At 73.2% G+C, this 25368-nt stretch carries 16 protein-coding genes and 1 pseudogene; 7 read left to right on the top strand and 10 right to left on the bottom strand.

Annotated elements, in window-relative coordinates:
- The 10 genes and pseudogenes from Q0283_RS11385 to Q0283_RS11430 all read right to left on the bottom strand — a co-directional run.
- Positions 1-599: pseudogene (locus Q0283_RS11385) on the bottom strand (hypothetical protein); the annotation flags it as partial.
- Positions 596-1540, bottom strand: a complete 945-nt coding sequence (locus Q0283_RS11390; RefSeq protein WP_298044730.1) for a PP2C family serine/threonine-protein phosphatase — start codon at positions 1538-1540, stop codon at positions 596-598. The gene Q0283_RS11390 and the pseudogene Q0283_RS11385, both read right to left, overlap by 4 nt.
- Positions 1537-2820, bottom strand: coding sequence for an RDD family protein (locus tag Q0283_RS11395; protein WP_298044731.1), 1284 nt, complete (start codon positions 2818-2820; stop codon positions 1537-1539). The genes Q0283_RS11390 and Q0283_RS11395 overlap by 4 nt, the downstream gene beginning before the upstream one ends.
- 5 nt (positions 2821-2825) lie before the next feature.
- A complete protein-coding gene (locus Q0283_RS11400) occupies positions 2826-5330 on the bottom strand; it encodes a DUF3488 and DUF4129 domain-containing transglutaminase family protein (protein ID WP_298044765.1) in 2505 nt (834 codons plus the stop codon).
- Positions 5330-6538, bottom strand: coding sequence for a DUF58 domain-containing protein (locus Q0283_RS11405; RefSeq protein WP_298044767.1), 1209 nt, complete (start codon positions 6536-6538; stop codon positions 5330-5332). The genes Q0283_RS11400 and Q0283_RS11405 overlap by 1 nt, the downstream gene beginning before the upstream one ends.
- A 121-nt stretch (positions 6539-6659) precedes the next feature.
- Positions 6660-7718: a MoxR family ATPase gene (locus Q0283_RS11410; RefSeq protein WP_183524019.1), complete on the bottom strand. Its 1059-nt coding sequence runs from the start codon at positions 7716-7718 to the stop codon at positions 6660-6662.
- Positions 7719-7826: 108 nt separating this feature from the next.
- On the bottom strand, positions 7827-14048 hold the full coding sequence (locus Q0283_RS11415; RefSeq protein ID WP_298044732.1) for an Ig-like domain-containing protein: 6222 nt from the start codon (positions 14046-14048) through the stop codon (positions 7827-7829).
- 140 nt (positions 14049-14188) lie between these two features.
- Positions 14189-15469 (bottom strand): adenylate/guanylate cyclase domain-containing protein, encoded by a 1281-nt coding sequence (locus Q0283_RS11420; protein ID WP_183524016.1) that lies wholly within the window; start codon positions 15467-15469, stop codon positions 14189-14191.
- Positions 15462-16028: a PH domain-containing protein gene (locus Q0283_RS11425; protein WP_298044733.1), complete on the bottom strand. Its 567-nt coding sequence runs from the start codon at positions 16026-16028 to the stop codon at positions 15462-15464. Before Q0283_RS11425 ends, Q0283_RS11420 begins: the two co-directional genes overlap by 8 nt.
- A gap of 97 nt (positions 16029-16125) precedes the next feature.
- Positions 16126-17013: a biotin--[acetyl-CoA-carboxylase] ligase gene (locus Q0283_RS11430; RefSeq protein ID WP_298044736.1), complete on the bottom strand. Its 888-nt coding sequence runs from the start codon at positions 17011-17013 to the stop codon at positions 16126-16128.
- Between the two features lie 110 nt (positions 17014-17123).
- On the opposite strand from Q0283_RS11430, the gene Q0283_RS11435 reads away from it, so the two are divergent.
- The 7 genes from Q0283_RS11435 to Q0283_RS11465 all read left to right on the top strand — a co-directional run bounded on the left by Q0283_RS11435 (position 17124) and on the right by Q0283_RS11465 (position 25201).
- On the top strand, positions 17124-17918 hold the full coding sequence (locus tag Q0283_RS11435; protein ID WP_183524010.1) for a class I SAM-dependent methyltransferase: 795 nt from the start codon (positions 17124-17126) through the stop codon (positions 17916-17918).
- Positions 17919-18155: 237 nt separating this feature from the next.
- Positions 18156-19784: an acyl-CoA carboxylase subunit beta gene (locus tag Q0283_RS11440; RefSeq protein WP_298044739.1), complete on the top strand. Its 1629-nt coding sequence runs from the start codon at positions 18156-18158 to the stop codon at positions 19782-19784.
- Positions 19781-20083: an acyl-CoA carboxylase subunit epsilon gene (locus Q0283_RS11445; protein WP_298044740.1), complete on the top strand. Its 303-nt coding sequence runs from the start codon at positions 19781-19783 to the stop codon at positions 20081-20083. Before Q0283_RS11440 ends, Q0283_RS11445 begins: the two co-directional genes overlap by 4 nt.
- A 187-nt stretch (positions 20084-20270) precedes the next feature.
- Positions 20271-20714, top strand: a complete 444-nt coding sequence (locus Q0283_RS11450) for a hypothetical protein (protein ID WP_183524001.1) — start codon at positions 20271-20273, stop codon at positions 20712-20714.
- 186 nt (positions 20715-20900) lie between these two features.
- Complete coding sequence (locus tag Q0283_RS11455) at positions 20901-22565, top strand: DUF885 domain-containing protein (protein ID WP_183528186.1); 1665 nt, start codon at positions 20901-20903, stop codon at positions 22563-22565.
- Positions 22562-23239 carry a nucleoside triphosphate pyrophosphatase gene (locus tag Q0283_RS11460; protein ID WP_298044743.1) on the top strand — a complete coding sequence of 226 codons (678 nt, stop codon included), beginning with the start codon at positions 22562-22564 and terminating at the stop codon, positions 23237-23239. The genes Q0283_RS11455 and Q0283_RS11460 overlap by 4 nt, the downstream gene beginning before the upstream one ends.
- A gap of 144 nt (positions 23240-23383) precedes the next feature.
- Positions 23384-25201, top strand: a complete 1818-nt coding sequence (locus Q0283_RS11465) for a biotin carboxylase N-terminal domain-containing protein (RefSeq protein ID WP_298044744.1) — start codon at positions 23384-23386, stop codon at positions 25199-25201.
- Positions 25202-25368: the final 167 nt, after the last annotated feature.

Raw genomic sequence — 25368 nt, forward strand, 5'->3', positions numbered from 1 at the left:
GCGGGCGGGACGGGGTCCGCTGCCCGCCCCGGTTCCGACGGGGCGGCCGGGCCGGCCGGAGGGGCCGTCGGCGTCGGGGCCGCGACCGGCGCGAGGTGATGGGCCGGCCGGGCCGCCGGACAGGACTCGGGGTCCCCGGACGCGGCGGCCATCAGGTCGCACTGGAGGGCCGCCAGCCGCACGGCGCCGGCCTCCAGCGGAAGGTCCTCCGCATCGGGCAGGGCGTCGTCCACGAGCAGTTCGAAGGAACGGACCCCGGGGACGATCCGCTCGGCCCAGGTCGAGACCCCGGTCCCGCTCAACCGGGCCTCGACGTCGTCCAGTCCGGTCATCCGCAGGTGGACGTCCCCGCGCAGGATGGCGTGCACGTCCTGGTCCGCGTAGGAGACGATGGCGAACGCGGGCATCCCCGTCAGGTCCAGGCGGCCGGAGAGGACGGTGGCGAGCAGGTGCTCCACCCCCGGGGTCCCGGCCAGCAGGTCCCAGAGGACGGCGGCGGTCTCCTCGCTGGCGTCCGCGGGCAGGGCCACCAGGGACCGGCCCCGGACCAGCCCGAGCCACGGCCCGGCGCTGTAGCGGACCATCGCTGTCGGCGTCATGGTCGTTCCCCTCCCCCGTCGCCCGGACCGGTGCCGCCCGTCGCGGCGTCCGAGGTGCCGACGCCGGCATCACCCGGGACGCCGCCGACCAGCGTTCCGGTCTCGCCGGACCCGAACCGGGGCCGGGTGGTCTGCTGCTCCTCGGAGTGGAGGGCCCGGGGCGAGGTGATGCTGCGGTTCTCCTCGGCCTCGGTGTCCTCCACGTCGACCACGATGACCGTGATGTTGTCCCGGCCGCCGCCGCGCAGGGCACTGCGGATCAGCGCGTCCACCGCGTCCTGCGGCGCGTGGTGGGCGGTGAGCTCCCGCAGGATCTCGTCGTCGTCCACCTCGGAGGTCAGCCCGTCCGAGCAGATCATCAGCCGGTCCCCGTCATGGACCGGGAGCATCCAGAAGTCCGCCTCCGACGCCTCACCGGTGCCCAGGGCCCGGGTGATCACGTGCCGGCGGGGATGGTGCCGGGCCTCCTCGCTGCTCAGGTAACCCGCGTCCACCATCTCCTGGACCTCGGAGTGGTCCACGCTGACCTGGCCGAACCGCCCCTCGGACACCCGGTAGACGCGGGAGTCACCCACGTTGAACACCATCCAGTACAGCCCCTGCCGCTCCCGCACGATCGCGGCCCCCGCCAGGGTGGTCCCCGCCCGCGAGTCCGCGACCCTGCGGATGGCGTCATCCGAGGCGACCATCAGGTGCTGCAGTTGCTCGGCCGTGAGGTCGTCCCGGACCTGCTTGACCCCCGAGGCGAGGGTCTCCACGCAGATCCTGCTGGCCACCTCGCCGGCCTCGTGTCCGCCCATGCCATCCGCCACGGCGAACAGGTTCCCGGTGACCACCAGGGAGTCCTCGTTCAGGTGCCGGCGCAGTCCACGATGGGTGCCGAACCCGTAGTTCAGGCGGAAGGGTCTCTGGGGCGCGTCGATGGCAGTCTCCAGGGTCATGCAGCGGACACCGTGAAGGAGCGGTCGCCGAAGTGGACGGTGGTCCCCACCGGGGCCAGGACGGGCTGGCCCGGTTCCAGCCGCCGGCGCTGCCCGCCACGCGGGGTGATGCCGGAGCCGTTGGTGGAGTTGCGGTCGGTCACCCAGACGCCGGCGGAGTCCACCGTCAGGTGCAGGTGCGTCTTGGACACGGACCGCCCCATGTCCGCGAACGGGATGAGCAGGTCCACTGTCTCGCCGGCGGCCGCGGCCGGGTTGCGTCCCACCAGGGCGGATGCGGAGAGCTCATGGGCCTGGCCGTCGTCGAAGCGCAGCCTCACCGCGGCGGGTCCGGCGGGCCGGCTGCGCAGCTGGGTGGAACCCAGCTCCTCGTCCGGGTCAGCGGACGATCCGGCGCCACCCACGAGGATGACCCGGTCCTCCCGGTACCCCGAGGAGTTGCCGGAGCCGGCGGGCACGGGCATCCGCGGGGCGGCGGTCGGTGCCGCGGCGGGGCGCCCGGCCGTCGCGTGGGCGGGTTCCGGCCGGACGGTCCCGGGCTCGGGGGCCGACGTCGGCGCCGGCGGCGTGGCCGTTGACGGCAGGACGGGCCGGTCGTCCGGGGACGACGGGCCGGACGGGTCCTGGGACGGACTCCGCCCGCCCCCCGGGACGGTGGTGATGGGCCCGGCCGCGGTGAACGCGGGCCAGCGGGTCAGGGCCGGGGTGCTCACCCCGGTCTCGGGGTGGCCGGGGTCTCCGGGGCTCAGGGCGCCGGGAGCGAACGTGGACGGTCCGAACAGTCCGCCGGTGGTCAGCGGGTTGCGTCCCGTGTGCACGTCCAGCACGAGGGTGCGCGCCACCTTGTCGTGCCAGCCCTGGCGCTGGTGGTTGGTGTCCCGGGTGTTCGACAGCAGCATGAGCACCGGCCCGACGACCGGCACCAGCCCGCTGACCCCGATCAGCACGGAGCGCAGGAAGATCGGCCCCCAGCCGGCGGGCGTGCCCTCCTCGGAGGTGATGCGCAGCCCGAGGAGCAGGTGACCCGGCGTCTTGCCGGCCGAGGCCTGCCAGCCCCACAGCCAGACCGCATAGGCCAGGGACAGCACGCCGGCGATGAGCATGCCCAGCCAGAGGGTGACCAGCGCGTCCTGCCGGGCGCTGCCGGCCCCGGCCAGGACCGCGGGGACGGTGACCGCGTAGACCACGCCCACGGCCACCGCGGGGATGATCTGGTCGATCAGCCAGGCCGCCAGCCGTTTTCCGGCCGGTGCGTTGACCAGGTTGAGGGTTCTCTGCACGGTTCCTATTCCTTGCTCGCTTGGTCGTCCACTGTACGGACTGCTCGGGTGCCACCGCCACGCCGGGCCGGGCGTGACCGCGGTTCGGCCGCGCGCTCCTCCGCCCGGCGCCCGGAGGCCGCCGCACGGCGGGCCAGGCGCTGCTGGCGCCGCAGCTGGTGCCGCTGCCGGCGCCGGGCGCGGGCCTCGAGCACGAGGGACCGCGGGGAGAACCTCGCCCGCAGCCGTCGCCAGCCGCCCACCGAGCCACGGATGCCGGCGATGTTCTCGTCCACCCGCTCCCAGTACTCGGCCACCTGGGCCTCGGTCGGCTCCCCGGGGCCGAAGACGGCGTGGTCGGCGCGGCGGGCCAGCAGGGTGGTGCCGGCCGCCGTCGTCGGGAAGGCGGCGCCCAGTGCGGCGGCGTGCTCGCGCCGGGTGCCGGTGCGCTGCGGCTCCGAGCCCAGGTCCGCGGCCAGGCTCAGCACCTCGGACCAGCCGCCGGAGACCTGCCCGGCCGGGCTGTCCGCGCGACGGCGCCGCGTGCGCCGCCGTCCCTTGAGCAGCGCGATGACCAGCAGCGGGATCATCAGGACGAGGACGGGGATCATCGAGTACACGACGATCATCATCACGGCTCCCCACCGGTCCCACCAGGAGCGCTCCTCCTGCTCGGCGTCCTGCGGCTCCGGCGCGGTGTCCGGCGGGAGGTCGGCCTGTTCCTGTGGCGGGGGCGGGGGCTGCAGCACCTGCGGCTTCGGCGTGGACTGCGGCTGCTGCTGCGGCGGGGTCGGGACGTTGTCCTTGTCCGGGGTGGGGTCCATGGCCACCCAGCCGATGTCCTCGAAGTTGACCTCCACCCAGGCGTGGACGTCCTTGCCCTTGATCTGGACCGGCCCGCCGCCCTCGGGGTGGTTCTCCGGGTAGAAGCCCATGACCACGCGGGCCGGGATGTCCAGGGAACGGGCCATCAGGGCCATCGCCACGGCGTACTGCTCGTCGTCGCCGATCCACTGCTCCGCGTCCAGCAACCGGGTGATGCGCCCGGCGTAGTGCCCGGACAGCGAGGTCACCTCGCCCTCGCGTCCGTTGGAGAACGCCCCGGACTCGTGCAGGGTGGACGCCAGCCCGCCGGCGATGCCGAACGCGGAGTCCTGCCGGCCGGTCAGCTCGGCCGCCTTCTCGGGGACCACCTGCGGCACCCCGGCCAGTTCCGGCATGACCACCGTGGCGAAGTCCCGGTCCTCGAGCTCCTCCGGGTCGACCCGTACCGGGTAGACGACCTCGGCGGTATAGGAGTCCCCGGACTGCAGCGGGATGGCGGACAGGGCGGTCTCGTTGGCGTCGTTGTAGTACAGGGACCGGGACAGCTCGCCGGCCCGCGGCCCGGACAGGGCCACCCCGGTCAGCTTCCCGCCCCCGGGCAGCCAGACGCCGTCGTAGGCCCCGATGGTGATCTCCAGGGACCCGTTCTGGCGGTTCGGCAGGTCCGGGGACTCTGCAGCGGAGAGGCGGGAGGCGTCACCGACCGGCGAGAAGTGCCCACTGGCCTGGGGGTTCACCGTGTAGACCATGCCGTCGTAGGCGTCCAGGGCGGCCAGCCGGACCCGCTGGCCCTCGGGGAGGCCGTCCACCGTGAACAGGACCTCCTCGTGCTGGTCCTTGACGTACTGCCGGAACTTCATCAGCGGGCTCGGGTAGTCGAACAGCTCGATCGGGGGCTCGACCACGTCCCGGAGCACCTTGCGGTCCTGGTCCTGCAGCAGCAGCGGCGAGGCCGCGGCGGTCAGCAGTCCGGCCACCGCCAACACCCCGGCCCCCAGGCCGACCCGTCGCCAGACCAGCCGGCGCGCGGTGGCCGGATGGGTCAGCGTGGTGGTGTCGGCGGACGTCCGGGTCCCGTGCACCCGCATCCGGTGCCGGCGCCAGGCCAGCCAGACGACGGCGGCCATCACCAGCACCATGCCCCGCAGCAGGGCCATGGGGGCGTCCTTGGTGCCGAACAGGATGCCTACGACGGTCATCGCCAGCACCGGGATGAGCGTCCAGTACGGCACCCGCACGCGCCAGGCCAGCAGGCCGGCCACCACGGCGGTCAGCAGCCCGGACAGGTACGGGGCCACCAGCATGCCGCCGTGCACGCCCACCGGTGCCGCGACGGTCAGGATGTCCTTCCACGTGGTCACCGGCGCCGTGAGCAGCACCCCGGGGGCGTCCGCACCCGGCAGGACACCCGCGGCCGGGTCGGCCGGGGTGGCCAGGACGAGGCCGGCGGCCAGGTAGACCGCGATCACCACGCCGGAGGTCAGCCAGGGGCCCCATCGCCGGGAGGAGCTCGCCAGGGCGACGGCCAGGCCCAGGACGATTCCCCCGAAGCCGGCCGTCAGGTACCGGGGGTCCCCGGCGAAGGTGTCGTGGAAGCCGAGCATCCCCAGGCCCAGCAGCACGGTCAGCACGGCGGCGTCGGCGCCCACCTGGGCCCGGGGGTGGCGCAGGCCCCTCTCCCGGAGCCCCGTCCGGGCCCCCGCCATCACGCCGCCGCCTTCCGCAGGGCCAGGCCCAGGTCCTGGAGGTCCCCGATGGAGACCACCGTCAGGTCCCCGATGCTCGCCCGCCCGGTCTCCAGCCCGTGGGCGCACCGGATGGCGAAGGCGCGGACCCCGGGCGGCGCCACGTTGGCGGCCCGGCGCAGCTCACCGGGGCTGGGCTGGCTGCCGGTGACCAGGAAGAACACCGAGGCGTTGGGCACGTGGTCCGCGGTCTCGCGGGCCACGTCCAGGCTGGTCCCGCGCAGCGGCCTGCCCTCGATCCGCGTCATGTCATCGAGCATGTTGCGGCCGGTCTCGGTGTGGATCGGCCCGGCGTGGGTGCGGATGGAGATGTTGCGCTGCTCCTTGAAGGCCTCCAGTCCGATCGAGGCGGCCACGGAGACGGCCAGCTCGAAGTCGTTCTCGGTGGCGTACTCGGCGGTGTTGGTGGACAGGGCGATGGCCAGGTGGGCGCGCCGGGTCTCCTCGAATTGGCGGACCATGAGCGTGTTGGTGCGGGCCACCGTCTTCCAGTGGATGTGGCGGCGGTCGTCACCGGGCACGTAGTCGCGCAGGGCGTGGAAGGAGACGTCCGCGCTGGAGAGGTCCTTCGTGGGCAGTCCCTCCAGGTCCCGGATGAACCCGGCCGAGGACCCCTGCAGGGCCACGGTGCGCGGGTGGACGTACAGGTCCTGCGGCTCGGTCCACCTCAGCTGGCGGCGCAGCAGGCCCAGCGGGTCCTGGCGCACCGAGCGCACCGGCCCGACGACGATCACCGCGCGGCGGTGCGTGGGGATGGTGAACAGGTCCTCGTGCACGGCGCCCGGGCGCATCCGGGGCAACGGGAACACGGCGGTGGCCCGCCCCACGGGCAGCTCCATCGCCACGGGGAGCAGGGCGCGGTCCGCGGTGTTGGTCACCTCGATCGCCCCGACCGCCCGGTCCCCGACGGCCACCCGCGAGCGTGCCAGGTCCAGGTCCACCCGGTAGGAGGAGCGGCCGAGGATGAAGCCGATGGCCAGCAGCAGCAGCAGGACGCCGACCAGTCCGGCGATGAGCGCCTCCGCCCAGCCCAGCGTCGTTCCGACCGTCCAGGCGGTCACCGTCACGGCCAGCACGATCCACCCCAGCGGGGAGACCACCTCGACCACCGGGCGGGCCGATCGCGCCCACCAGCCGGCGGCGGACTCGAGCACCGGCCCCGTGGTGATGGCGGCCGACTCTCCCAGCCGCCTCCACCGCTCCCTCAGGACGCCGGCCACCCCGGCCCCTCGTGGACGGGGCTGCCGTTGCGGGGCGCTCCGTTCCGGGGCCCTCCGTGCCGTCGGCACCTCAGGCCCCGGCGGCGGTGGAACCGCTCCGCGCCGCGGGGTCCCCGGACGTTCCGGCGCCGGCCGACGCCGCGGCGCCCACCCGGACCGGTGCCTCGGCGCGGTGTTGCGGGGCATCCACCTGGGCCAGGACGCGGGTGAGCACGGCCGGCGCGGTGGCCCCGGCGAACTCGGCCTCCGGATCCAGCACCAACCGGTGGGTCCACACGTGCGGGGCCAGGTCCTTGACGTCGTCCGGCAGCACGTAGTTACGTCCCCGGGAGGCCGCACGCACCTTGGCCGCGCGGACCATGGCCATGGCGCCGCGGACCGAGACGCCCAGCCGGGTCTCGTCCGCGTCGCGGGTCTCCTCGGCCAGCTCGGCGATGTAGTTCAGCACGGCCCCGTCCACGTGGACGGTGGTGGCCAGCTCGGCCATGTCCCGGATGGCCTGGGTGGTGATGATCGGGCTCAGGGCACCGGAGCGGTCCTTCGTGGCGGCACCGGAGAGCAGCTCGACGGTGGAGCTGCGGTCGGGGTAGCCGATCGAAGTCTTGATGAGGAAGCGGTCCAGCTGGGCCTCGGGCAGCCTGTACGTGCCAGCCTGCTCGATCGGGTTCTGGGTCGCGATCACCATGAAGGGGCGCTCGTTCGCGTAGGTGACGCCGTCCACCGTCACCCTGGCCTCCTCCATCACCTCCAGCAGCGCGGACTGGGTCTTCGGCGAGGCCCGGTTGATCTCGTCGGCCAGCACGATGTTGGCGAAGATCGGTCCCCGGTGGAACTCGAACTCCTGGGTCCTCTGGTCGTAGATCGTCACGCCGGTGACGTCCGAGGGCAGCAGGTCCGGGGTGAACTGGATGCGCGAGTGGGTGCCCTTCACCGTGGCGGCCAGCGACCGCGCGAGCATGGTCTTGCCGGTGCCGGGCGCGTCCTCCAGCAGGACGTGGCCGTCCGTCAGCATCGCCGTGAGCACCAGCGAGATGACGTCCTCCTTGCCCAGGATGGCCTGGCCGATGTTGTCCGAGATCTTCTCGAACGTGCCGGCGAACCACTCGGCCTGTTCAGTGGTCATGGTCATGGTGCGGTGTCCCCTTCGCTGGTGACGCTGGTGCAGGTGCTGGTGCTGGTGCTGGTGCTGGTGCTGGTGCTGGTGCTGGTGGTCAGTGTGCTGGCGCAGGGCCGGGTCTCAGTATCCCGGCCACGGCCTGATGGGCGTGGTCTTGACCCCGTTGCCGTCGAACACGGCCCAGACCTGGTCGAAGTACGCGTTGCCGGCCCAGCAGTTCAGGTCCCCGGCCCCGCGCCCGTCGGCCCCCACCGAGATCGCGTAGGAGTTGCCCGAACCGATCGTGCGTCCGGACCCGGCCTCTCCCCCGGAGGCCCAGCACTTGGCGGTGTGGGTGCCCGGGGGGAAGTCCTGAACGGAGACCCGCAGCTTGTGGCAGTTGATGTTGCAGCCGCTCTCACTGACGGGTGCCCCGCGCTGGGTGACCCCGCTCGGCTTGGCCGGTGGTGGCGGGGGCGGCGGTGCCTTGTCCGAGGTGGCCTTGCCGGACCACTGCCTGGACTGCTGGGCCGAGGTCTCCAGCGTGGTCTGGACCCGCACCACCACCGTCGAGGTGGTGCTGTACCCGACCCTGGCCGTGTGGGACCCGGCCGTCGCGTCGACCTGCCGGCCGTCCACCGTGACCGTCATGGTCAGGCCCCGGCCGTTCTCGTAGTCGCGGACGTTCGGGTTCCAGGAGTGGACCACCTTCTTCTCACCGCCGGAGGACCTCACGTTCGCGGCGTCCCGGATGGGGCCGTACGCGCTGGTCTGGTTGGAGGCGCCCGAGGGGTCTCCGGCGCCGGCGGCGTTGAGCGCCCGCACGGAGACCGTCACGTTGGTGCCGTTGGAACCGACGTTGATGGTGCTCCCGGGCCCTGCGATCCCCTGCCAGCCGCCGCCGTTCACCTGGTACTGGTACCCGGTGACCGGTGAGCCGTTGGTCGAGCCCGGGGTGAAGTCCACCGTGATCTGGTGGTCCTTCCCGGTGGCGGCGATCCTCGGGGTGGAGGGGGCCTTCGGCCGTCCATAGGGGGTGACCGCCGTGGACCGGGCCGAGGGCTCGGAGTCACCGACCCGGTTCTGCGCGACCACCGCGAACGAGTACGAGGACGTGGTCTTCAGGCCGGTCACCTGCTGGGAGGTCCCGGAGATGCCCGCGATGGTCCGCACCCTGGCCCCGCCCTCGTAGACGTGCAGGTCATAGGACGTGATCGTGGCGCCGTTGGCATCCGGGGCTCCCCAGGAGACGTCGATGACTCCCCCGTTCACGGCCGACTGGGCGCGCGCGGCCGAGGGCGCCAGGGGCTGCATCGGTGCCCCGGCCGGCGTGACGGACGAGGACCAGCCGGAGAACTCGGAGGGCCGGTCGGCGTCGTTCACCGCCTGGATCCGGAACTGGTACGCGGTGCCGTTGGTCAGCCCGTCCCACGTCGTGGAGGTGCCGGAGACGGACCGCTGGCTGACGCCGCCGGCCGGGGCCGGGGAGATCTCCACCGTGTACGAGGTGATGGGTGAGCCGCGGTTCACCGGTGCGGTCCAGGACAGGTCCACGGTGCGGTCGCCGTCGGTGCCCGTGGGCGGTGCCGGCTGTTCCGGCTCGACGTCCGGCCGGGCCGGCGCCGAGGCCACGGACGGATCGGACTCGCCGACGTCGTTCGTGGCGGTCACGGTGAACGTGTACTCCTGGTCGTTGGTCAGCCCGGTGAGGGTGCACGTGGTGGCCGGGCACTGCTGGTCCACCCCGGACGCGGAGACCGTGTACCCGGTGATGGCGGAACCGTTGTTGGCGGGGGCGTCCCAGGTCAGCACGACCTCTCCGTCCCCCACGGAATCCACGCGGGGCACCCCCGGTGCCTCCGGCGCGCCCTTGACGTTGAGGGTGATGGTGCCCTGGACCTCGCGGTCGGGGTCCTCCGTCAGGTCCCCGACCGTGTACTGGACGCGCATCTGGCCGACGAAGTCCTGCGCCGGGGTGACGACCACGTCCGACCCGGCGACCTCGACCTGTCCCTGCCCCTCCTGGGTGGTGGCCGCGCGCAGGGACAGCGGCCCCTCCCCCTCGAAGGGATTGACGTCGTTGGCCAGCACCGCCACGGTCTCGGCACGGCCCTGATGGGCGTCCGCGACGGTGTCCGGGTTGGCCACGGCGAGCTCGCGGTCGGAGGCGTTGACGCTGATCGTGACCCGGGCGGCCACGGGCTCGGACCTGCCGTCCGTGACAGACACCTGGGCGGTGCCCCGGGTCCCCTTCGGGGTGCGGTTGTCCGCCCGGACCGAGAGCACCGAGCCCTCCAGGCTCACGTCCACGCCCTCGATGTCCACGGCACCGAGCGCGAACTCCAGGTTCCCGGCGTCCTGCGGGTCCGGGTCGGCGGCGGCCTGGGACAGGTCCAGCCGGGCGGGTTCGGCGCCGGCGGCCACCTCCAGTGAGTTGGACTGCAGGGTGGGCGGGGTGTTGAACTCCTCCTCCGGCGGCGGGATCACCCGGATCGGCTGGGTCAGCACGGACTTCAGCCCGTCCGGGTCGTCAGGTCCCGAACCGTCCGTGACCTCGAAGCTGACGGAGGCGACGCCGGCGTAGTCCCGTGGCGCGCGGAAGACCAGTTCGGTGGCGGAACGGACCAGGTCGGCCTCCGACTGCGGCGAGGAGGTCACCTTCGCCTCCTCGGTAAGACGCGGGGCACGTCCGTCGCGCACCACCACGAGCTCGCCGACGTCGAGGCTCAGGTCCTCCCCGGCCGTCACCTCCAGCGGGGCGTCCGAGCGCAGCGCGGGGCGGGCCTCGCCCGAGCCCGGCACGATCACGAAGGCGTAGGAGGAGAGGGCGTCGGCGTCGGTGAGCCGGTAGGTGATGATCTGCGGGTTGGCCTCCACGGGGACCACCAGCTGGTCGTCCTCGGTCAGTCCCACGCCCTGCGGATCGTCCGGCAGGGCGACCGCGAGGTCGTCCGCTGTGCCGTCCGGGTCCTCGTCGTTGCCCAGGATGTCCACGGTGACCTCGTCCTGGTCCACGGTCTCCTGGAAGGAGACGCGGTCGTCCCGGGCGATCGGCGCCCGCAGCGGGGCCTCCGGGTCCGCCTCGACGGTGAGCGTGCCGGTGTCCGTGCCGCCGCGGCCGTCCGTGATGCCGTACCGCACGGTGACGAAACCGGCCTCGACCGGGGACGTCAGCAGGATGCGGCCGTCCACCAGGGCGGCGTCCGAGCCCTCGGTGGCCTCGAGCGTCTCGAGGAAGCGCAGCTCGTCGCCGTCGGCGTCCGTGTCATTGGCCAGCACGTCCACGGCCACCGGCCGGCCGGGCTGGACGCGGATCGAGTCGTTGACCGCCACCGGTGGGGTGTTCTCCTTGGCCACGGGGGCGATCCCGATCATGATCGTGCCCGTGGCCCGGGCCCCGAGCCGGTCCTCCACGACGTAGGTGAAGGCGTCCGTGCCGGCGGTGCCCTCGGCGGCGGTGTACTCGATCGAGTTCGCGGTCACCTTCGCGGTGCCCAGCGAGGGCGGGGTCTGGAGCTGCACCAGGGACACCGAGTCACCGTCCGGATCGATCCCGTCGAGCGGGATCGGGATGGCCACGGTGTTCCCGGCGAAGACGCGTCCCTCCACGCGTTCGGGCGTGGGCGGGGAGTTGCCCTCCAGGTCCACGGCGGTGACGTGGAAGGTGACCCGGGCGGAGGCCTCCTGGCCGTCCGGACCGGAGACCGTGTACACGGCGGAGACGGTCCCGGGTTCCTGGCCGGCTCGGAAACGGACCATGTTGTCCGCCACCGAGATCAGCCCGTCCGCCTCGTCCACGCCCTCGGCCAGGACCGGCTCCAGCGTGAGCTCGGCCCCGTTGGGGTGCACGTCGTTGTCCAGGACGGGCACGGTGACCACGTCACCGGCCCGCACGACGGCGGTGTCAGGGTTCGGCCGCGGTGGTTCCATCGACTCCGGGGCCGGGATGGGGATGACGGTGACCTCGCCCGTGGAGGCGGCGGTCCCGTTGGTCACGGTGTAGGAGAAGGTCAGCGGCTCGGCCAGGCCCCGCTGGTCGGTCACGCGCAGCACGGCGTTGCGCTCGATCGAGACCCCGATCGGCGCGTCCTGGGGCACGTCGACCTGCTGGACCACCAGCACCCCGCCCTCGGGGTCGGTGTCATTGCCCAGGATGTTGACCAGCACGTCCCCGTTGGCCGGCACCAGGGCCACGTCCCGCACGGCGATCGGCGCACCGGGGTTCTTCTCCGGGTCCTTGACGTCCACCCGGATCAGTCCCGGGGCGGAGGCCGGGCCGTTGGTGGCGACGTACTTCAGGTAGAAGGTCCGCTCCTGGCCGGAGCGGAACGAGACCGTGCCCGTGTCCGGGTTCATCTGGACCTCGGCGCCGGGGACCGGGTCCACGTGGGCCAGGCGCAGTTCGGAGCCGGTGGGGTCGAAGTCGTTCGCCAGGGGCGAGAAGGTGGCCTCCTCCCCCAGGTTCACGGTGACGTGGTCGGTGGCGGTGATGGGCGGTGCGGACCCCTCGGGCAGCACCTCGATCACCACGCGGCCCGTGGCGGACTCGCGGCGGTCGGAGACGGTGATCTCCAGCTCCTTGGTGCCGGTGGACTTGCCCACGTCCTCGAAGGTCAGCACCCCGTCCGGCCGGACCCGGACCACGTCCCCGTCCTCGGAGACGGCCCCCATCAGCTGCAGGTCGTCCCCGTCCGGATCCTGCCAGTCGGTGAGGATGTTCTGGGAGACCTCGGTGCCGGCCTGGACCCGCAGCGTGGTCACGCGTTCCTGCTCGGGGGCGCCGTTCTGGGCCTCGGGCACCACCCGGACGGTGGCCCGGGCGGTGTCCGTGCCACCCCGGCCGTCGTCGGCCTCGTAGGTGAAGGAGGCGTTGCCGGTGGCATCGGGGGGGACGACGAGCTGGAAGCCGGTGCTGTCATGGATGGGCTGCAGGGTGCCGACCTGCGGCTGGTCGCCCTTCAGCGCGGCGGTCAGCAGGTCCCCGTCCGGGTCCACGTCGTTGAACAGCACGGGCAGTGCCGTCGTCCGGCCGGCCCGGACCCCGAAGGAGTCGTCCCGGGCCACCGGTCTCTGGTTCTCCTCCTGGCGGTCCGGCAGCTCGATGGAGTCGGTGATCTCGTCCGACTCCTCCTCCTCCTGCTCGCCCTCGCCCTTCGGCGGTTCCAGGTCGGCCCAGTTGTTGACGATCTTCATGGCGTCCTGGACCAGCCAGGTGTTGCCCTGCGAGATGTCGTTGAGCACCACCACGTCCCGGTTGACGCGGAAGACCAGCTGCGCGGCGGCGGGGATCTCGGGGATGCGCTCGGTGACGTCCTGGGCGTCGTCGTCACAGTCCCGCTGGTACAGGCCGGACCCCTGCCAGGCGGAGTGCGTGCACGTGCCCACGCGGACCGGCTGGACCGGGGTGCCCGTGGCCTCCGCGGCCGAGTACGTGGCCTCTCCCCCGTCCAGGGGGACGGTGGCCGTCTTGTTGGCGAGCGCGACGACGGCGCCGTCCGCCTCCGGTCCGGGCGCCTGGAGCCGTCCCCCGGCCGGGTCGACGACGGTGGAGGACCGCCCCTCGGAGGTCACCAGCGTGCCGGAGTCCGCGTCGAACACCACGCCGGTGTCCCCGACGGCGGAGACCTGCGGGGACGCCAGTCCCTTGAGCCCGTCCACCTCGGTGGAGACGATCTCGCGGAATCCGGCCGGTTGCCCGGCCGAGGCGCCCCCGTCACCGGCGCCGTCCTCCCCCTGCCCGCCGTCCTCCCCCGTGCCGACCCGTTCGGTCGCGGCGGCCTCCCGGCGCTCGGACTCGGTCAGGGGGCGGAAGCCCGTGATGAGCTCGGCGTCCAGGTCCGCGATCCACACGGTGTCGTCCCGGCCCACGGCCGCGGCCACGCGGCCCTCCGCCTCGTAGAGCGGTTCGGCGCCCTCCGAGGACATCGCCCCCATCTCGGCACCGGCGGCGGCGTACACGCGCCCGCGCTCGGCATCGACGACGGCCACGACGTCCTGGCCGTAGGAGAAGCCCGCGTTGGCCGGCAGCATGTTCTCGTCCGTCAGCTCGAAGGCGGCAGGGTCCACGGTGACCAGTGCGCCGATCTCGCGGTCGCGCAGGTAGACCTGGTCCGCGTGCTGGGCCAGGTCGTACTCGGTCATGGTGGTGGTGACGCCGCCGTCGAGGGTCTGCGACTGGTAGTTGAGGTGGGCGACCTTGCTCTCCTCGCGGTTCACCACCCACACGCCGCCGTCGTTGAGGTCCACGTCCGCGGTCTGGAAGCCCGGGTAGAGGATGGCGCCGGTGACGGCGAGCGCGGACACCCCGACGAACGCCGTGGCCTTCAGGGCACCCTGGCGTCCGGCACCGAAACCTGCATTCACGATGACCCCCCATAGTGACCATTCCAGCGCGCGGGGTCCGTGGACCCACGGGCCGCCCCGGTGAGTCTATCCCGTGGAACACGGCCACAACCGCACCCGACATGGGGAGTTCTCCCCATCGGGCGTGGTGTGGCGGGGGTTCAGTCGACGACGAGTCCCTCGCCGGTACCGGACATGAGGATGGACGGACGGATCTCACCGAAACCGCGCACCATCTGCGGCGGCTGCGGGATCAGCACGAAGCGCTCGTCCCCCTCCAGGGCCAGGGCGGTCATCGCGTCGACCAGCACGCTGCCCGGGTCGGCGAGCGCGGTCAGCCGGGAGGCCAGGTTCACGGTGGGTCCGTAGATGTCCCCGAGGCGGGACAGCACGCGCCCCCAGACGAGGGACACCCGGGCGGAGGGCAGCACCGGGTCCTCGCTCATCGCCTTGGCCAGCGCCAGCGAGATCTGCGCCCCGGCCTCCGGGGTCTCGGCGTTGAACAGCACCTCGTCCCCGACGGTCTTGACGAGCCGGCCGCCGCCGATCGAGATGATCTCGGCGCACTTGTTCTCGAAGCGCTGGACCATCTGGGCCAGGGTGCGCTCGTTCATCCGCCGGGAGAGCGAGGTGTAGGAGACCATGTCCGCGAAGCCCACGGCGCGGGCCAGCGGCAGCGGGGCGTCGTCCTCGGACCCGTCCCGGCCGATGGCGCTGGCGGCCAGTCCTGCCTCGGCCCGGACGGTCAGTCGCTGCAGGGCCGAGTTGAGCTGGCGACGGTAGGAGTACTCCATCACCTGTTCGAGCGGCTCGATGATCTCGGGGAGCATGCCGACCACGGCACGGCGTGCCTCCGGGTCCGTCATGCCCTCCTCGCTGATCTTGTTCTCCACGAGCGCCTCGATCTGCCAGACGACCATCCGGTCCGTCATCTGGCCGATCGAGCGGGTCAGCGAGATGGCGGTCTCCTCGTTGAGCACGCCGCGGCGCACCAGGTCGATCATGGTGCCGATCGCGGCCGTGTCCTTCGGCGTGAAGGCCCGGTCCCCGTCCTGGACGTTCGGGAACCCCAGGGCGCGCCAGAGCTTGCGGGCGGAGATCAGTGAGACGCCGAGCTCGCCGGCCATCTCGCGGCGGGTCAGCGTGCGCGGGCCGCCGAGCAGGTCCGTCTCCAGGGCGGAGATCGCCTGGGTCCAGGTGGCCGGGTCCTCCTGGATGGCCAGCGACGAGGTGGCGGTGGTGTCCGGCGGCGACTCGGCCGGTTCCGGTTCCGAGGACGGCCCGGCGGCCACCCCGGCCGCGCCCGGCTCCCCGGGTGACCGCGGTGCCGTCGGCTCGCCGCCCGCCGGGATCACCGGCAGCGGGGAGGTGACGGGGAAGGGCTCATCGGCGTGGCCGGCGGGCCCCGCCGGCCCGTCGGCGCGGGACGGGTCCTCAGCCATGGTGACCACCGCCCCCGGCGGAACCGGGCGATGCCGGGGCCGGCGAGACCGTGTACGAGGAGTACGGCGGAGCGGCCTGCTCCGCCACCTGCCGGCGCAGGGAGGCCACCTCGCGCAGGATCAGCTCGCGGAACCGCACCGCCTCCGGCATCCCGGCCAGCACCCATTGGGAACCGGCTCCGTGCTCGATGACGAGGTCTCCGGCACCGGCCATCCGCTGGCCCCGGCGCTGGCGCAGCCGCACGTCGTACACGGCCAGCAGGTGCAGGGCGCGCTCCCGGGACCGGCCCGGGCCGGCGCGCTGGACGATCCGGAGACTGGTGAGGACGGTCGTGCGCGTGAGCCACCGCCAGGCCGGGCGCAGGCAACCGAACAGCAGGGCCAGGGCGGCGAGCACCCAGACGGCGCCGGTCAGCCATGGACGCGCCTGGACGAGGGCCTCGGGGAGGTCACCGCGGGCCAGGACGCCCTGGAGGTACCCGGTGGCCAGGGCGATGAGCATCAGCCGCAGGACGGGCATGGTCAGGGCGCGCGGATGGGCCCGGGTGCGCACGCGCACCTGTTCCTCTGGTGACAACCGCAATCCCACGTCCGTAGCGTCCTTCCCTGTGTGACGGTCCTGTGTCACGGTCCCCCGGGTGTCACGGTCCCCTGGGTCAGCGGCGCAGGTGCACGACGTCGGCGGCGGAGACCTCCAGCAACTCACCCCGCCGGGAGGCACCGGCGACCGCTGCCTCTATCCTCCCACGGTCGGCGGGCTCGATCAGCAGGGTCCCGCCCGGCCCCAGCCCCCGGGCGGTGCCGGCCAGCGTGGTCCCGCCCGGCAGCTCGGCCCGGACCTCCGCCCCCAGGGTGCCCAGTCGCTCGACGACGGCGCCCACCGCCGGGTGCGTCCCGTCGACGTCGGCGCCGGGGTCGGCACCGGGACCGCCGATGGCGGCCTCGAAGGCCGCCAGGGCCTCGCCCAGGGAGCGCAGGAGGGCGTCGAGGACGTCCACGGCGAGGGCGGAGGTCCCGTCCGCCGGCCCCCGGTCCCCGGCTCCGTCGGGCAGCCACTCCGCCATCGACGTCGCGGTGGGGACCGGGGCCCCCTCGGGGCCGAAGTCCAGGTTGAGCCCCAGCCCCAGGACGATCCCGGACTGGTCCGGCAGCACCCCGGCGAGGATGCCGCAGAGCTTGCGGCCGTCCGGGGCCAGGACGTCATTGGGCCATTTCACCGTGGCGGCGATCCCCCGCCGGTCGAGTTCCCCGGCGGTCACGGCGGCCGCGATCAGGGTGGCCCAGCTCCAGTGCTGGAAGGGCACCCGGAGCCGCAGCACGACGGACACGGACAGGGCGGTGCCGGCCGGCGTGGTCCAGTCACGCCCCTGCCGTCCCCGTCCGGTGCGCTGGTCCAGGGTGGCCACGGCACGCAGGTGCGGCCAGTCCCGCGGCGCATCCGCGGCGGCCTCGAGCACGAGCTGCTGCGTGGAACCGGTGTGGTCGAGCCAGGTGACCTCCGGGACGGGGGGACGGGCTGCGGCGGGGGGCGTGTCACTGTCCATGACCACAGGTATACCCCGTTCCGCCCGTCCGGCCGGCGGACCTACACCACCGCCCGGCACGGCGGTACCCTCGTGTCCTCCGGTTCGGTGACTGGTGAACGGGGTCGGGCATGACGGGTGACCAGTGGGCCAGGCCCACCGCCTACGAACGGTTCATGGGGCGGTGGAGCCGCCTGCTGGCACCGCGGTTCCTCCAGTGGCTCCAGGCCCCGGCGGGAGGGCACTGGCTGGACGTCGGTTGTGGCACCGGCGCGCTCACCGCCGCCCTCTGCGCGAAGGCCGATCCGGCATCCGTGCTGGGCTGTGACCCCTCGGAACCGTTCATCGAGTACGCCCGCGAGCACGTGCCGGACCCGCGGGCGCGCTTCGTGGTCGCCCAGGCGCCCGGGCTGCCGGCACGTGAGGGCGGTTATGACGGCATCAGCTCGTTGCTGGCCCTGAACTTCATGCCTGACCCCGGGCAGGCCGTGCGGCAGATGGCGGCCCTCCTGTCGGGCCCGCACGCCCAGGTCTCGGCCTGCGTCTGGGACTACGGGGAGCGGATGCAGATGCTGGACCGGTTCTGGCGCACGGCCGCGGCGGTGGACCACCGTGCCCGTGAGCTCGACGAGGCCCGGCGCTTCCCCCTGTGCAGGCCCGAGGCACTGGAGAGGCTGTTCCGTGGGGCCGGGCTGCGGCGGGTGCGCGTGGAGCCGGTGTGGCTGCGCACCGTCTTCGCGGGGTTCGAGGACTACTGGCAGCCCCTGCTCACCGGGGACGGACCTGCCCCGGCCTACGTGGCCACCCTCGACGAGGACCACCGGGATGCGCTGTGCCGGAGGCTCAAGCAGGCCCTGCCCGGGGGCACGCACGGCAGGATCTCCCTGCTGGCGCGCTCCTGGGCCGTCCGCGGCATGTTCCGGTGAACGCACGCCACCGGATCCTGCCCCGGCCCCGCGGCGTGGCGGGTCCCGCGGTGCGCATCGGTTGCGACGGGGCGCAACGGCTCCGACGGGGCGCGTCGGGCGTACGTTGTGCGGTTCCTACAACGGGCTCCCGGCCGCTCCTGCCTAGACTGGGGCGATGACAGCGGTCGTCCGCGCCTCGAGGGGTTCGGACCGCCCGGCTGGACTTGTATGAATGATCCAAGCGACGGAGGACCCGTGACCCTTCCTGCCCAGGCCGGCACCGGGACGAGCCCGGACGAGGCCGCACCGGACCTGACGACCACGGCGGGCAAGCTGCAGGACCTGGCCCGGCGCCGGGCCGAGGCGGCCCTGCCCGCCGGCCGGGCCGCCGTCGAGAGGCAGCACGCGCGCGGCAAGCACACGGCCCGCGAGCGCGTGGACCTGCTGCTGGACCCCGGGTCCTTCGTGGAGTTCGACGCCCTGGCGGTGCATCGCACCACGGCGTTCGGGATGGAGCGCAAGAGGCCGGTCGGTGACGGCCTGGTCTCCGGGTACGGCACCGTGGACGGCCGGCTGGTGGCCGTGTACTCCCAGGACTTCACGGTCTACGGCGGTTCCCTCAGCCAGGTCAACGGCGAGAAGATCGTCAAGGTCCAGGAGTTCGCCGCGCGCAACGGCTGCCCGGTGATCGGCATCAACGACGGCGGCGGCGCCCGCATCCAGGAGGGCGTGGCCTCGCTGGCGATGTTCGCGGACATCTTCCGCAACAACGTCATGTCCTCCGGGGTCATCCCCCAGATCTCCGTGATCATGGGGCCCTCCGCCGGCGGCGCCGCCTACTCCCCCGCACTGACCGACTTCATCATCATGGTCGACCAGACCTCGCACATGTTCATCACCGGGCCGGACGTCATCAGGACCGTCACCGGTGAGGACGTGGACATGGAGACCCTCGGGGGCGCCCGGCAGCACAACACGGCCACCGGCACGGCCGCCTACCTGGCCCCCACCGAGGAGGACGCCCTGGAGTACGTCCGGGAACTGCTCGAGTTCCTGCCGGCCAACAACCTGGCCGAGGCTCCCGTGGAGGCGTTCGTGGAGGAGCTCGAGGTCACCGACGAGGACCTTGAGCTGGACACGCTGGTCCCGGACTCGGCGAACCAGCCCTATGACATGCTCACCGTGATCGAGCACCTGCTGGACGAGGGCCACTTCCTCCAGGTCCATGAGCTCTACGCCCCCAACGTGATCACGGGCCTGGGGCGGATCGAGGGCCGGACGGTGGGGGTGGTGGCGAACCAGCCGATGCAGTTCGCCGGCACCCTGGACATCAACGCCTCGGAGAAGGCGGCCCGCTTCGTGCGGTTCTGCGACGCCTTCAACATCCCGATCATCACCCTCGTGGACGTCCCGGGCTTCCTGCCCGGCACCGACCAGGAGTTCTCCGGCATCATCCGCCGCGGCGCCAAGCTGATCTACGCCTATGCCGAGGCCACCGTGCCGAAGCTGACGGTCATCACGCGCAAGGCCTACGGCGGGGCCTACATCGTCATGGGCTCGAAGAAGCTCGGCGCGGACGTCAACCTGGCCTGGCCGACCGCGCAGATCGGCGTGATGGGGGCCCAGGGCGCCGTGAACATCCTCTACCGGCGCGAGCTGACGGCGGTGGAGACCGCGGGCGGGGACGTGGAGGCCAAGCGCGCCGAGCTCGTCGAGGACTACGAGGCCGAACTGCTCAACCCCTACCAGGCGGCCGAGCGGGGATACGTGGACGACGTCATCACCCCCGCCGAGACGCGCGTCCAGCTCGTACGCGGCCTGCGCGCCACGTTCCACAAGCGCGAGGCCCGGCCCGCCCGCAAGCACGGGAACATCCCGCTGTGACCACCACGCACGGCACCACCACGGGGAGGAGAACCCTGGAGATGAGCACGCTGACGAACCACGGGACGGACACGGACACCGGCGAGGAGCCCACGGTGGTCATCCGCGGGACCCTGGACGCCGAGGAGACCGCGGCCCTGACCGCCGTCCTGCAGGCCCTGGCAGTCCAGGCCGGCGACGCGGGGAACGGGGGCACCGGGCCGGACGGCACGGACCGCACCCTGGACCGCCGCCGCCGGCTGGGCCTGTGGGCCCGCCCCGGTTCCGACTCCTGGAGGCACGCCGCCGGGGCGAGCTGACCGGTGCCGGGCCCCCGCCCCGGGCGGCGGGTCCGGGGCGGCCCAACCCTGTCTGCCCGGCTGGTGCCGGACCTATGATGTGGCCACCCCCGCGCGACACGCCGCGGCATCCAGCCCCCGTGTCCTCCCCGCCGCACGCCTCATGAGACACCGGTTCCGTCCCACCACTCTCGACCGAGGATCCATCATGAAAACCCTGTCCCGCACGTTCACGGTGGCCGGATTCGCCACCCTGCTCACCGCCTTCGTCGGAGCCACGGCCGCCCAGGCCGCCACGAGCGCCACCCTGCCGGACGAGGGCACCCTGCTCGGTGACGGCGCCGGGGTCTCTCTCTCGGTGGACTTCGACTGCGACGCCGGCTGGTCCGCCAACGTCTGGGTCGAGGCCGCCCAGCGGACCGGCGGGGACAAGGTGGCGACCGGCATGGGGTACTCCACGACCGTGGAGTGCGCCGCCGGCGAGGAGTCCGTCGACGTGGTGCTCCTGGCCGCCGGGGACTACCTCGCCTTCGAGGAGGGTGACGCGGTGGTCCGCGTCTCCGTGTCCGCGTGCGGCACCGAGACCTGCGACCAGGCCGTGGCGGCCGGCGTGATCGGGTTCAGCGAGGACGGCGACCACGACGACGAGTGAACGCCGTGGGGCGGGCCTGGCCCACCCGACGGCGCGCGGGGGCGTGGCGGGGCCCGGGGCCCCGCCGTAGCCCCGTCGTAGCCAGGTCGTGGACCCGCTGTGGCCTGCGCCACCTGGTCGACTACGCTCGGAGGGGTGAACGCAGCGCACCAGAACCAGCCCACCGCCTCCGCGGGCGCCACCGGCCTGACCCGCCGGCCCAGCCCCATCGACGAGCTCGCCGACCGCTACTTCGCGGACACCCTCGCGTTGAACCCGGAGGAGGCCACGGCCCTGGGCCACCCCGGTCACGAGACCGAGTACGCGGACTACTCCCCCGCCGGCACCGCCGCCCAGGACGACCTCGACCGCCGGGTCCTGGCCGACCTCGACGCCCTGGACCCGGTCGACGAGGTCGACCGGGTCACCGCCGCGGCGATGCGCGAGCGGATCGGGCTGCAGCGGGAGATCACCGCCACGCAGCGCACGGAGCTGAACAACCTGGCCTCCCCCGCCCAGGGGATCCGCGAGATCTTCGACCTCATGCCCACGGACACCGCCGGGCAGTGGGAGCACGTCGCCGGACGCCTGGCGAACCTCCCGGCCGCCCTGGAGGGCTACCGCGCCTCGCTGCTGCACTCCCGGGAGGCCGGTCAGGTCCCCGCCCGCCGCCAGGTGGACATCGTCATCGAGCAGGCCGAGGCGCACTCCTCCCCCGGGGGCTTCTTCCCGGGCCTGGTCGAGCGGGCCGGGGCGGCCGGCGTCGTGCCCTCCTCCCTGCTGACCGAGCTGGAGGGCCGGGCGCTGCGCGCCGGGGAGGCGTACCGGTCCCTGGCCACGTTCCTGAAGGAGGAGCTGCGCGACGCCGCCCCGGAACGTGACGCGGTGGGGAGGGACTACTACGCCCTGGCCTCCCGGGAGTTCCTCGGGGCCAGCGTGGACCTGGAGGAGACCTACCAGTGGGGTCTGGAGGAACTGGCGCGGATCGTGGCCGCCCAGCGGGCCGACGCCCAGGCCATCCGCCCCGGGGCGGGCATCGAGGAGGCCCGGCAGGTGCTCAACGCCGACCCGGCCCGGCGCCTGGAGGGCACCGGCGCGCTCAGGGACTGGATGCAGGCCACCTCGGACGCCGCCCTGGAGGCGATGAGCGCCTACTTCGACGTCCCCGCGCCCATGGACCGGATCGAGTGCATGATCGCCCCCACCCAGGAGGGGGGCGTGTACTACACCGGACCCTCGGAGGACTTCTCCCGCCCGGGCCGGATGTGGTGGTCCGTGCCCGCCGGTGAGGACTCCTTCACCACGTGGGAGCAGAAGACCACGGTCTACCACGAGGGCGTGCCCGGCCACCACCTGCAGGTCGCCACGGCCATGCTGAACCGGGAGGAGCTCAACGACTGGCGGCGCAACGCGCTGTGGACCTCGGGTCACGGCGAGGGCTGGGCCCTGTACGCGGAGCAGCTGATGGAGGAGTTCGGGTTCCTCCAGGACCCGGGAGACCACCTCGGGATGCTCGACGCCCAGCGGATGCGGGCGGCCCGCGTGGTGTTCGACATCGGCGTGCACTGCGGCTTCGAGGCCCCGGCCGAGTACGGCGGCGGCACCTGGACCCCGGAGGCCGGCTACGCCTTCCTGCAGGAGCACATCAACGACACCCCGGGCCAGGTGCGGTTCGAGTTCATCCGCTACCTCGGCTGGCCCGGCCAGGCCCCGGCCTACAAGATCGGCCAGCGCATCTGGGAGCAGATCCGCGCCGAGCACGCCGCCCGCGCCGGCCACGAGGGCGGGACCTTCGACCTGAAGGACTTCCACACGCGCGCGCTGCGCCTGGGGTCGATGGGCCTGGACACCCTGCGCGAGGCACTGGCATGACCGTCCCGCCCGCCGCAGCCGCACCCCGGCTCGTCCTGGCCTCCGCCTCCCCGGCCCGCGCGCGGATCCTCGAGGCCGCCCGGATCGGGTTCACCGTGGTGGTCTCGGAGGTCGACGAGGACGCGGTCGCCGAGGCCCACCCGCTGGCCGGACCGGCCGAACTCGCCCTGCTGCTGGCCCACGCCAAGGCGGAGGACGTGGCCACGCGCCCGGAGGCCGCCGGAGCCCTGGTGCTGGGCTGCGACTCGGTGTTCGAGCTGGACGGGACCGCCTACGGCAAGCCCTACGAGCAGGGGGTCGCTCGGGACCGCTGGCGGCTGCAGTCCGGGCGCACCGGACAGCTGCACACCGGGCACTCGCTCATCGACACCAGCCACCACGCCACGGCCGGGCTCCGCGGGCCCGATGCCGGCAGCGCACCGTCCGCGACCGCGCTGGCGACCGCCTCGGTCACCTTCGCGGACGTGACGGAGGCCGAGATCGCCGCGTACGTCGGTTCCGGGGAGCCCCTGCAGTGCGCGGGGGCCTTCACCATCGACGGTCGGGGCGCCGCGTTCGTCTCGGCCGTGCACGGTGACCCGAACGCCGTGATCGGGGTGTCCGTCTCGACGTTGCGCGGCCTGCTGCACCAATTGGGGTGGTCCATCACCGACTTGTGGGATTCCTACAAGTGAGGACAGCCGACGCGGGGAAACCGCGCCGGATCCTGTAGGAATCCCACGGCCCGGTCTAGGCTCGGGCAGGTGAGCCTGCAGCCGGTGTCCGGTACGGACCGACAGGCTCCTGACGCGAACCGCTTGTGAAGGAGTCCCCACCCGATGCCCCAGACGACGCCGAACGCCCCCACCGCCCCGCGCCGCTTCTCGCGGGTGCTGGTGGCCAATCGCGGGGAGATCGCCGTCCGGGTCATCCGGGCGGCCCACGACGAGGGGCTCACGGCCGTGGCCGTCTACGCCGAGCCGGACCGCGATGCGCTGCACGTGCGGATGGCCGACGACGCCATCTCCCTGGGCGGGGCGACCGCCGCCGAGTCCTACCTGGCGCAGGAGAGGATCCTGGCGGCGGCCAGGACCGCCGGCGCGGACGCCGTGCACCCGGGGTACGGGTTCCTGTCCGAGAACGCCGACTTCGCCCGGGCGGTCGAGGCCGCCGGGCTGGTGTGGATCGGCCCCCCGCCGGCCGCCATCGAACGGCTCGGGGACAAGGTCTCGGCCCGGCACCTGGCCCAGGAGGTCGGCGCCCCCCTGGTCCCCGGGACCGCCGATCCCGTGGCCGACGCCGGCGAGGTGCTGTCCTTCGCCGACGCGCACGGCCTGCCCCTGGCCATCAAGGCGGCCCACGGCGGTGGCGGCCGGGGCATCAAGGTGGCCCGGACCCGCGAGGAGGTCCCGGAGCTGTTCGAGTCGGCGGTGCGCGAGGCCACGGCCGCCTTCGGCCGGGGCGAGTGCTTCGTGGAGCGCTTCCTCGACGCGCCCCGCCACGTGGAGACCCAGTGCCTGGCCGACCACGCGGGGACCGTGGTGGTGGTCTCCACCCGCGACTGCTCCCTGCAGCGCCGCAACCAGAAGCTCGTGGAGGAGGCCCCGGCCCCGTTCCTCACCGCCGAGCAGCAGCAGCGGCTGTACGCCGCCTCCAAGGACATCCTGCGCGCCGCCGGTTACGTGGGCGCCGGGACGTGCGAGTTCCTCGTCGGCGCGGACGGCACCATCTCCTTCCTCGAGGTCAACACCCGGCTGCAGGTGGAGCACCCGGTCTCCGAGGAAGTCACGGGGCTGGACCTGGTCCGCGAGCAGTTCCGGCTGGCCCGCGGTGAGGAGCTCGGCTACCGGGACCCCGAGGTCCGGGGCCACTCCCTCGAGTTCCGCATCAACGGGGAGGACGCCGGCCGGGACTTCATGCCGGCCCCCGGCACCCTGACCCGGTTCCGGCTGCCCTCGGGTCCGGGTGTGCGCGTGGACACCGGCGTCGAGGAGGGCGAGACCATCAGCGGGAACTTCGACTCGATGATCGCCAAGCTCATCGTCACGGGCGCCACCCGCGAACAGGCCCTGGAACGCTCCCGGCGGGCGCTGGCGGAGATGCAGGTCGCCGGTATGCCCACCGTGCTGCCGTTCCACCGCGCCGTGGTGGCCGACCCGGCGTTCGCCCCGCGGGACGGATCCGCCTTCACCGTGCACACCCGGTGGATCGAGACCGAGTTCGAGAACACCATCGAGGCGTTCGCGGCACCCGTCGCCGCCCCGGACCAGCCCGGGACGGAGGACCGCCGCTCAGTGACCGTCGAGGTCAACGGCAAGCGCGTGGAGGTCACGCTGCCGGCCATCTTCGGCGCCATCTCCACCGCGGCGGGCAATGCCCGGGCCGGCAGCCGGCGCCGGAAGGCCCGCGGCGGCCGCGGCGTGACGGCCGCCGCCGCCGACGGGGACACGCTCACCTCACCGATGCAGGGCACCATCGTCAAGGTCGCCGCCGGGGTCGGGGACACCGTGGCCGAGGGGGACCTCATCATGGTGCTGGAGGCGATGAAGATGGAACAACCGCTCACCGCCCACAAGTCCGGCACGATCACCGAGCTGGCGGCCGCACCGGGGGCCACGGTGACGGCCGGTGCCGCCATCGCCGTCATCGGGGACTGAGGCCGGGGACCGGAACTCCCCCGGCGTCCAGAGCGTCTCAGGATGTGGACGGACTGTCCGCATGCTGACCATGCGCATAAGATAGTGGGGCCGCAGAACCCGCACCGGTCCTGCCGGTCACCGCACCGGGCCCGCACCTTCGGCCCCGGGTCACCGGTTTCGCCCGT

The sequence above is a fragment of the uncultured Citricoccus sp. genome, assembly GCF_937871995.1.
In the GTDB taxonomy this organism is placed as follows: Bacteria; Actinomycetota; Actinomycetes; order Actinomycetales; family Micrococcaceae; genus Citricoccus.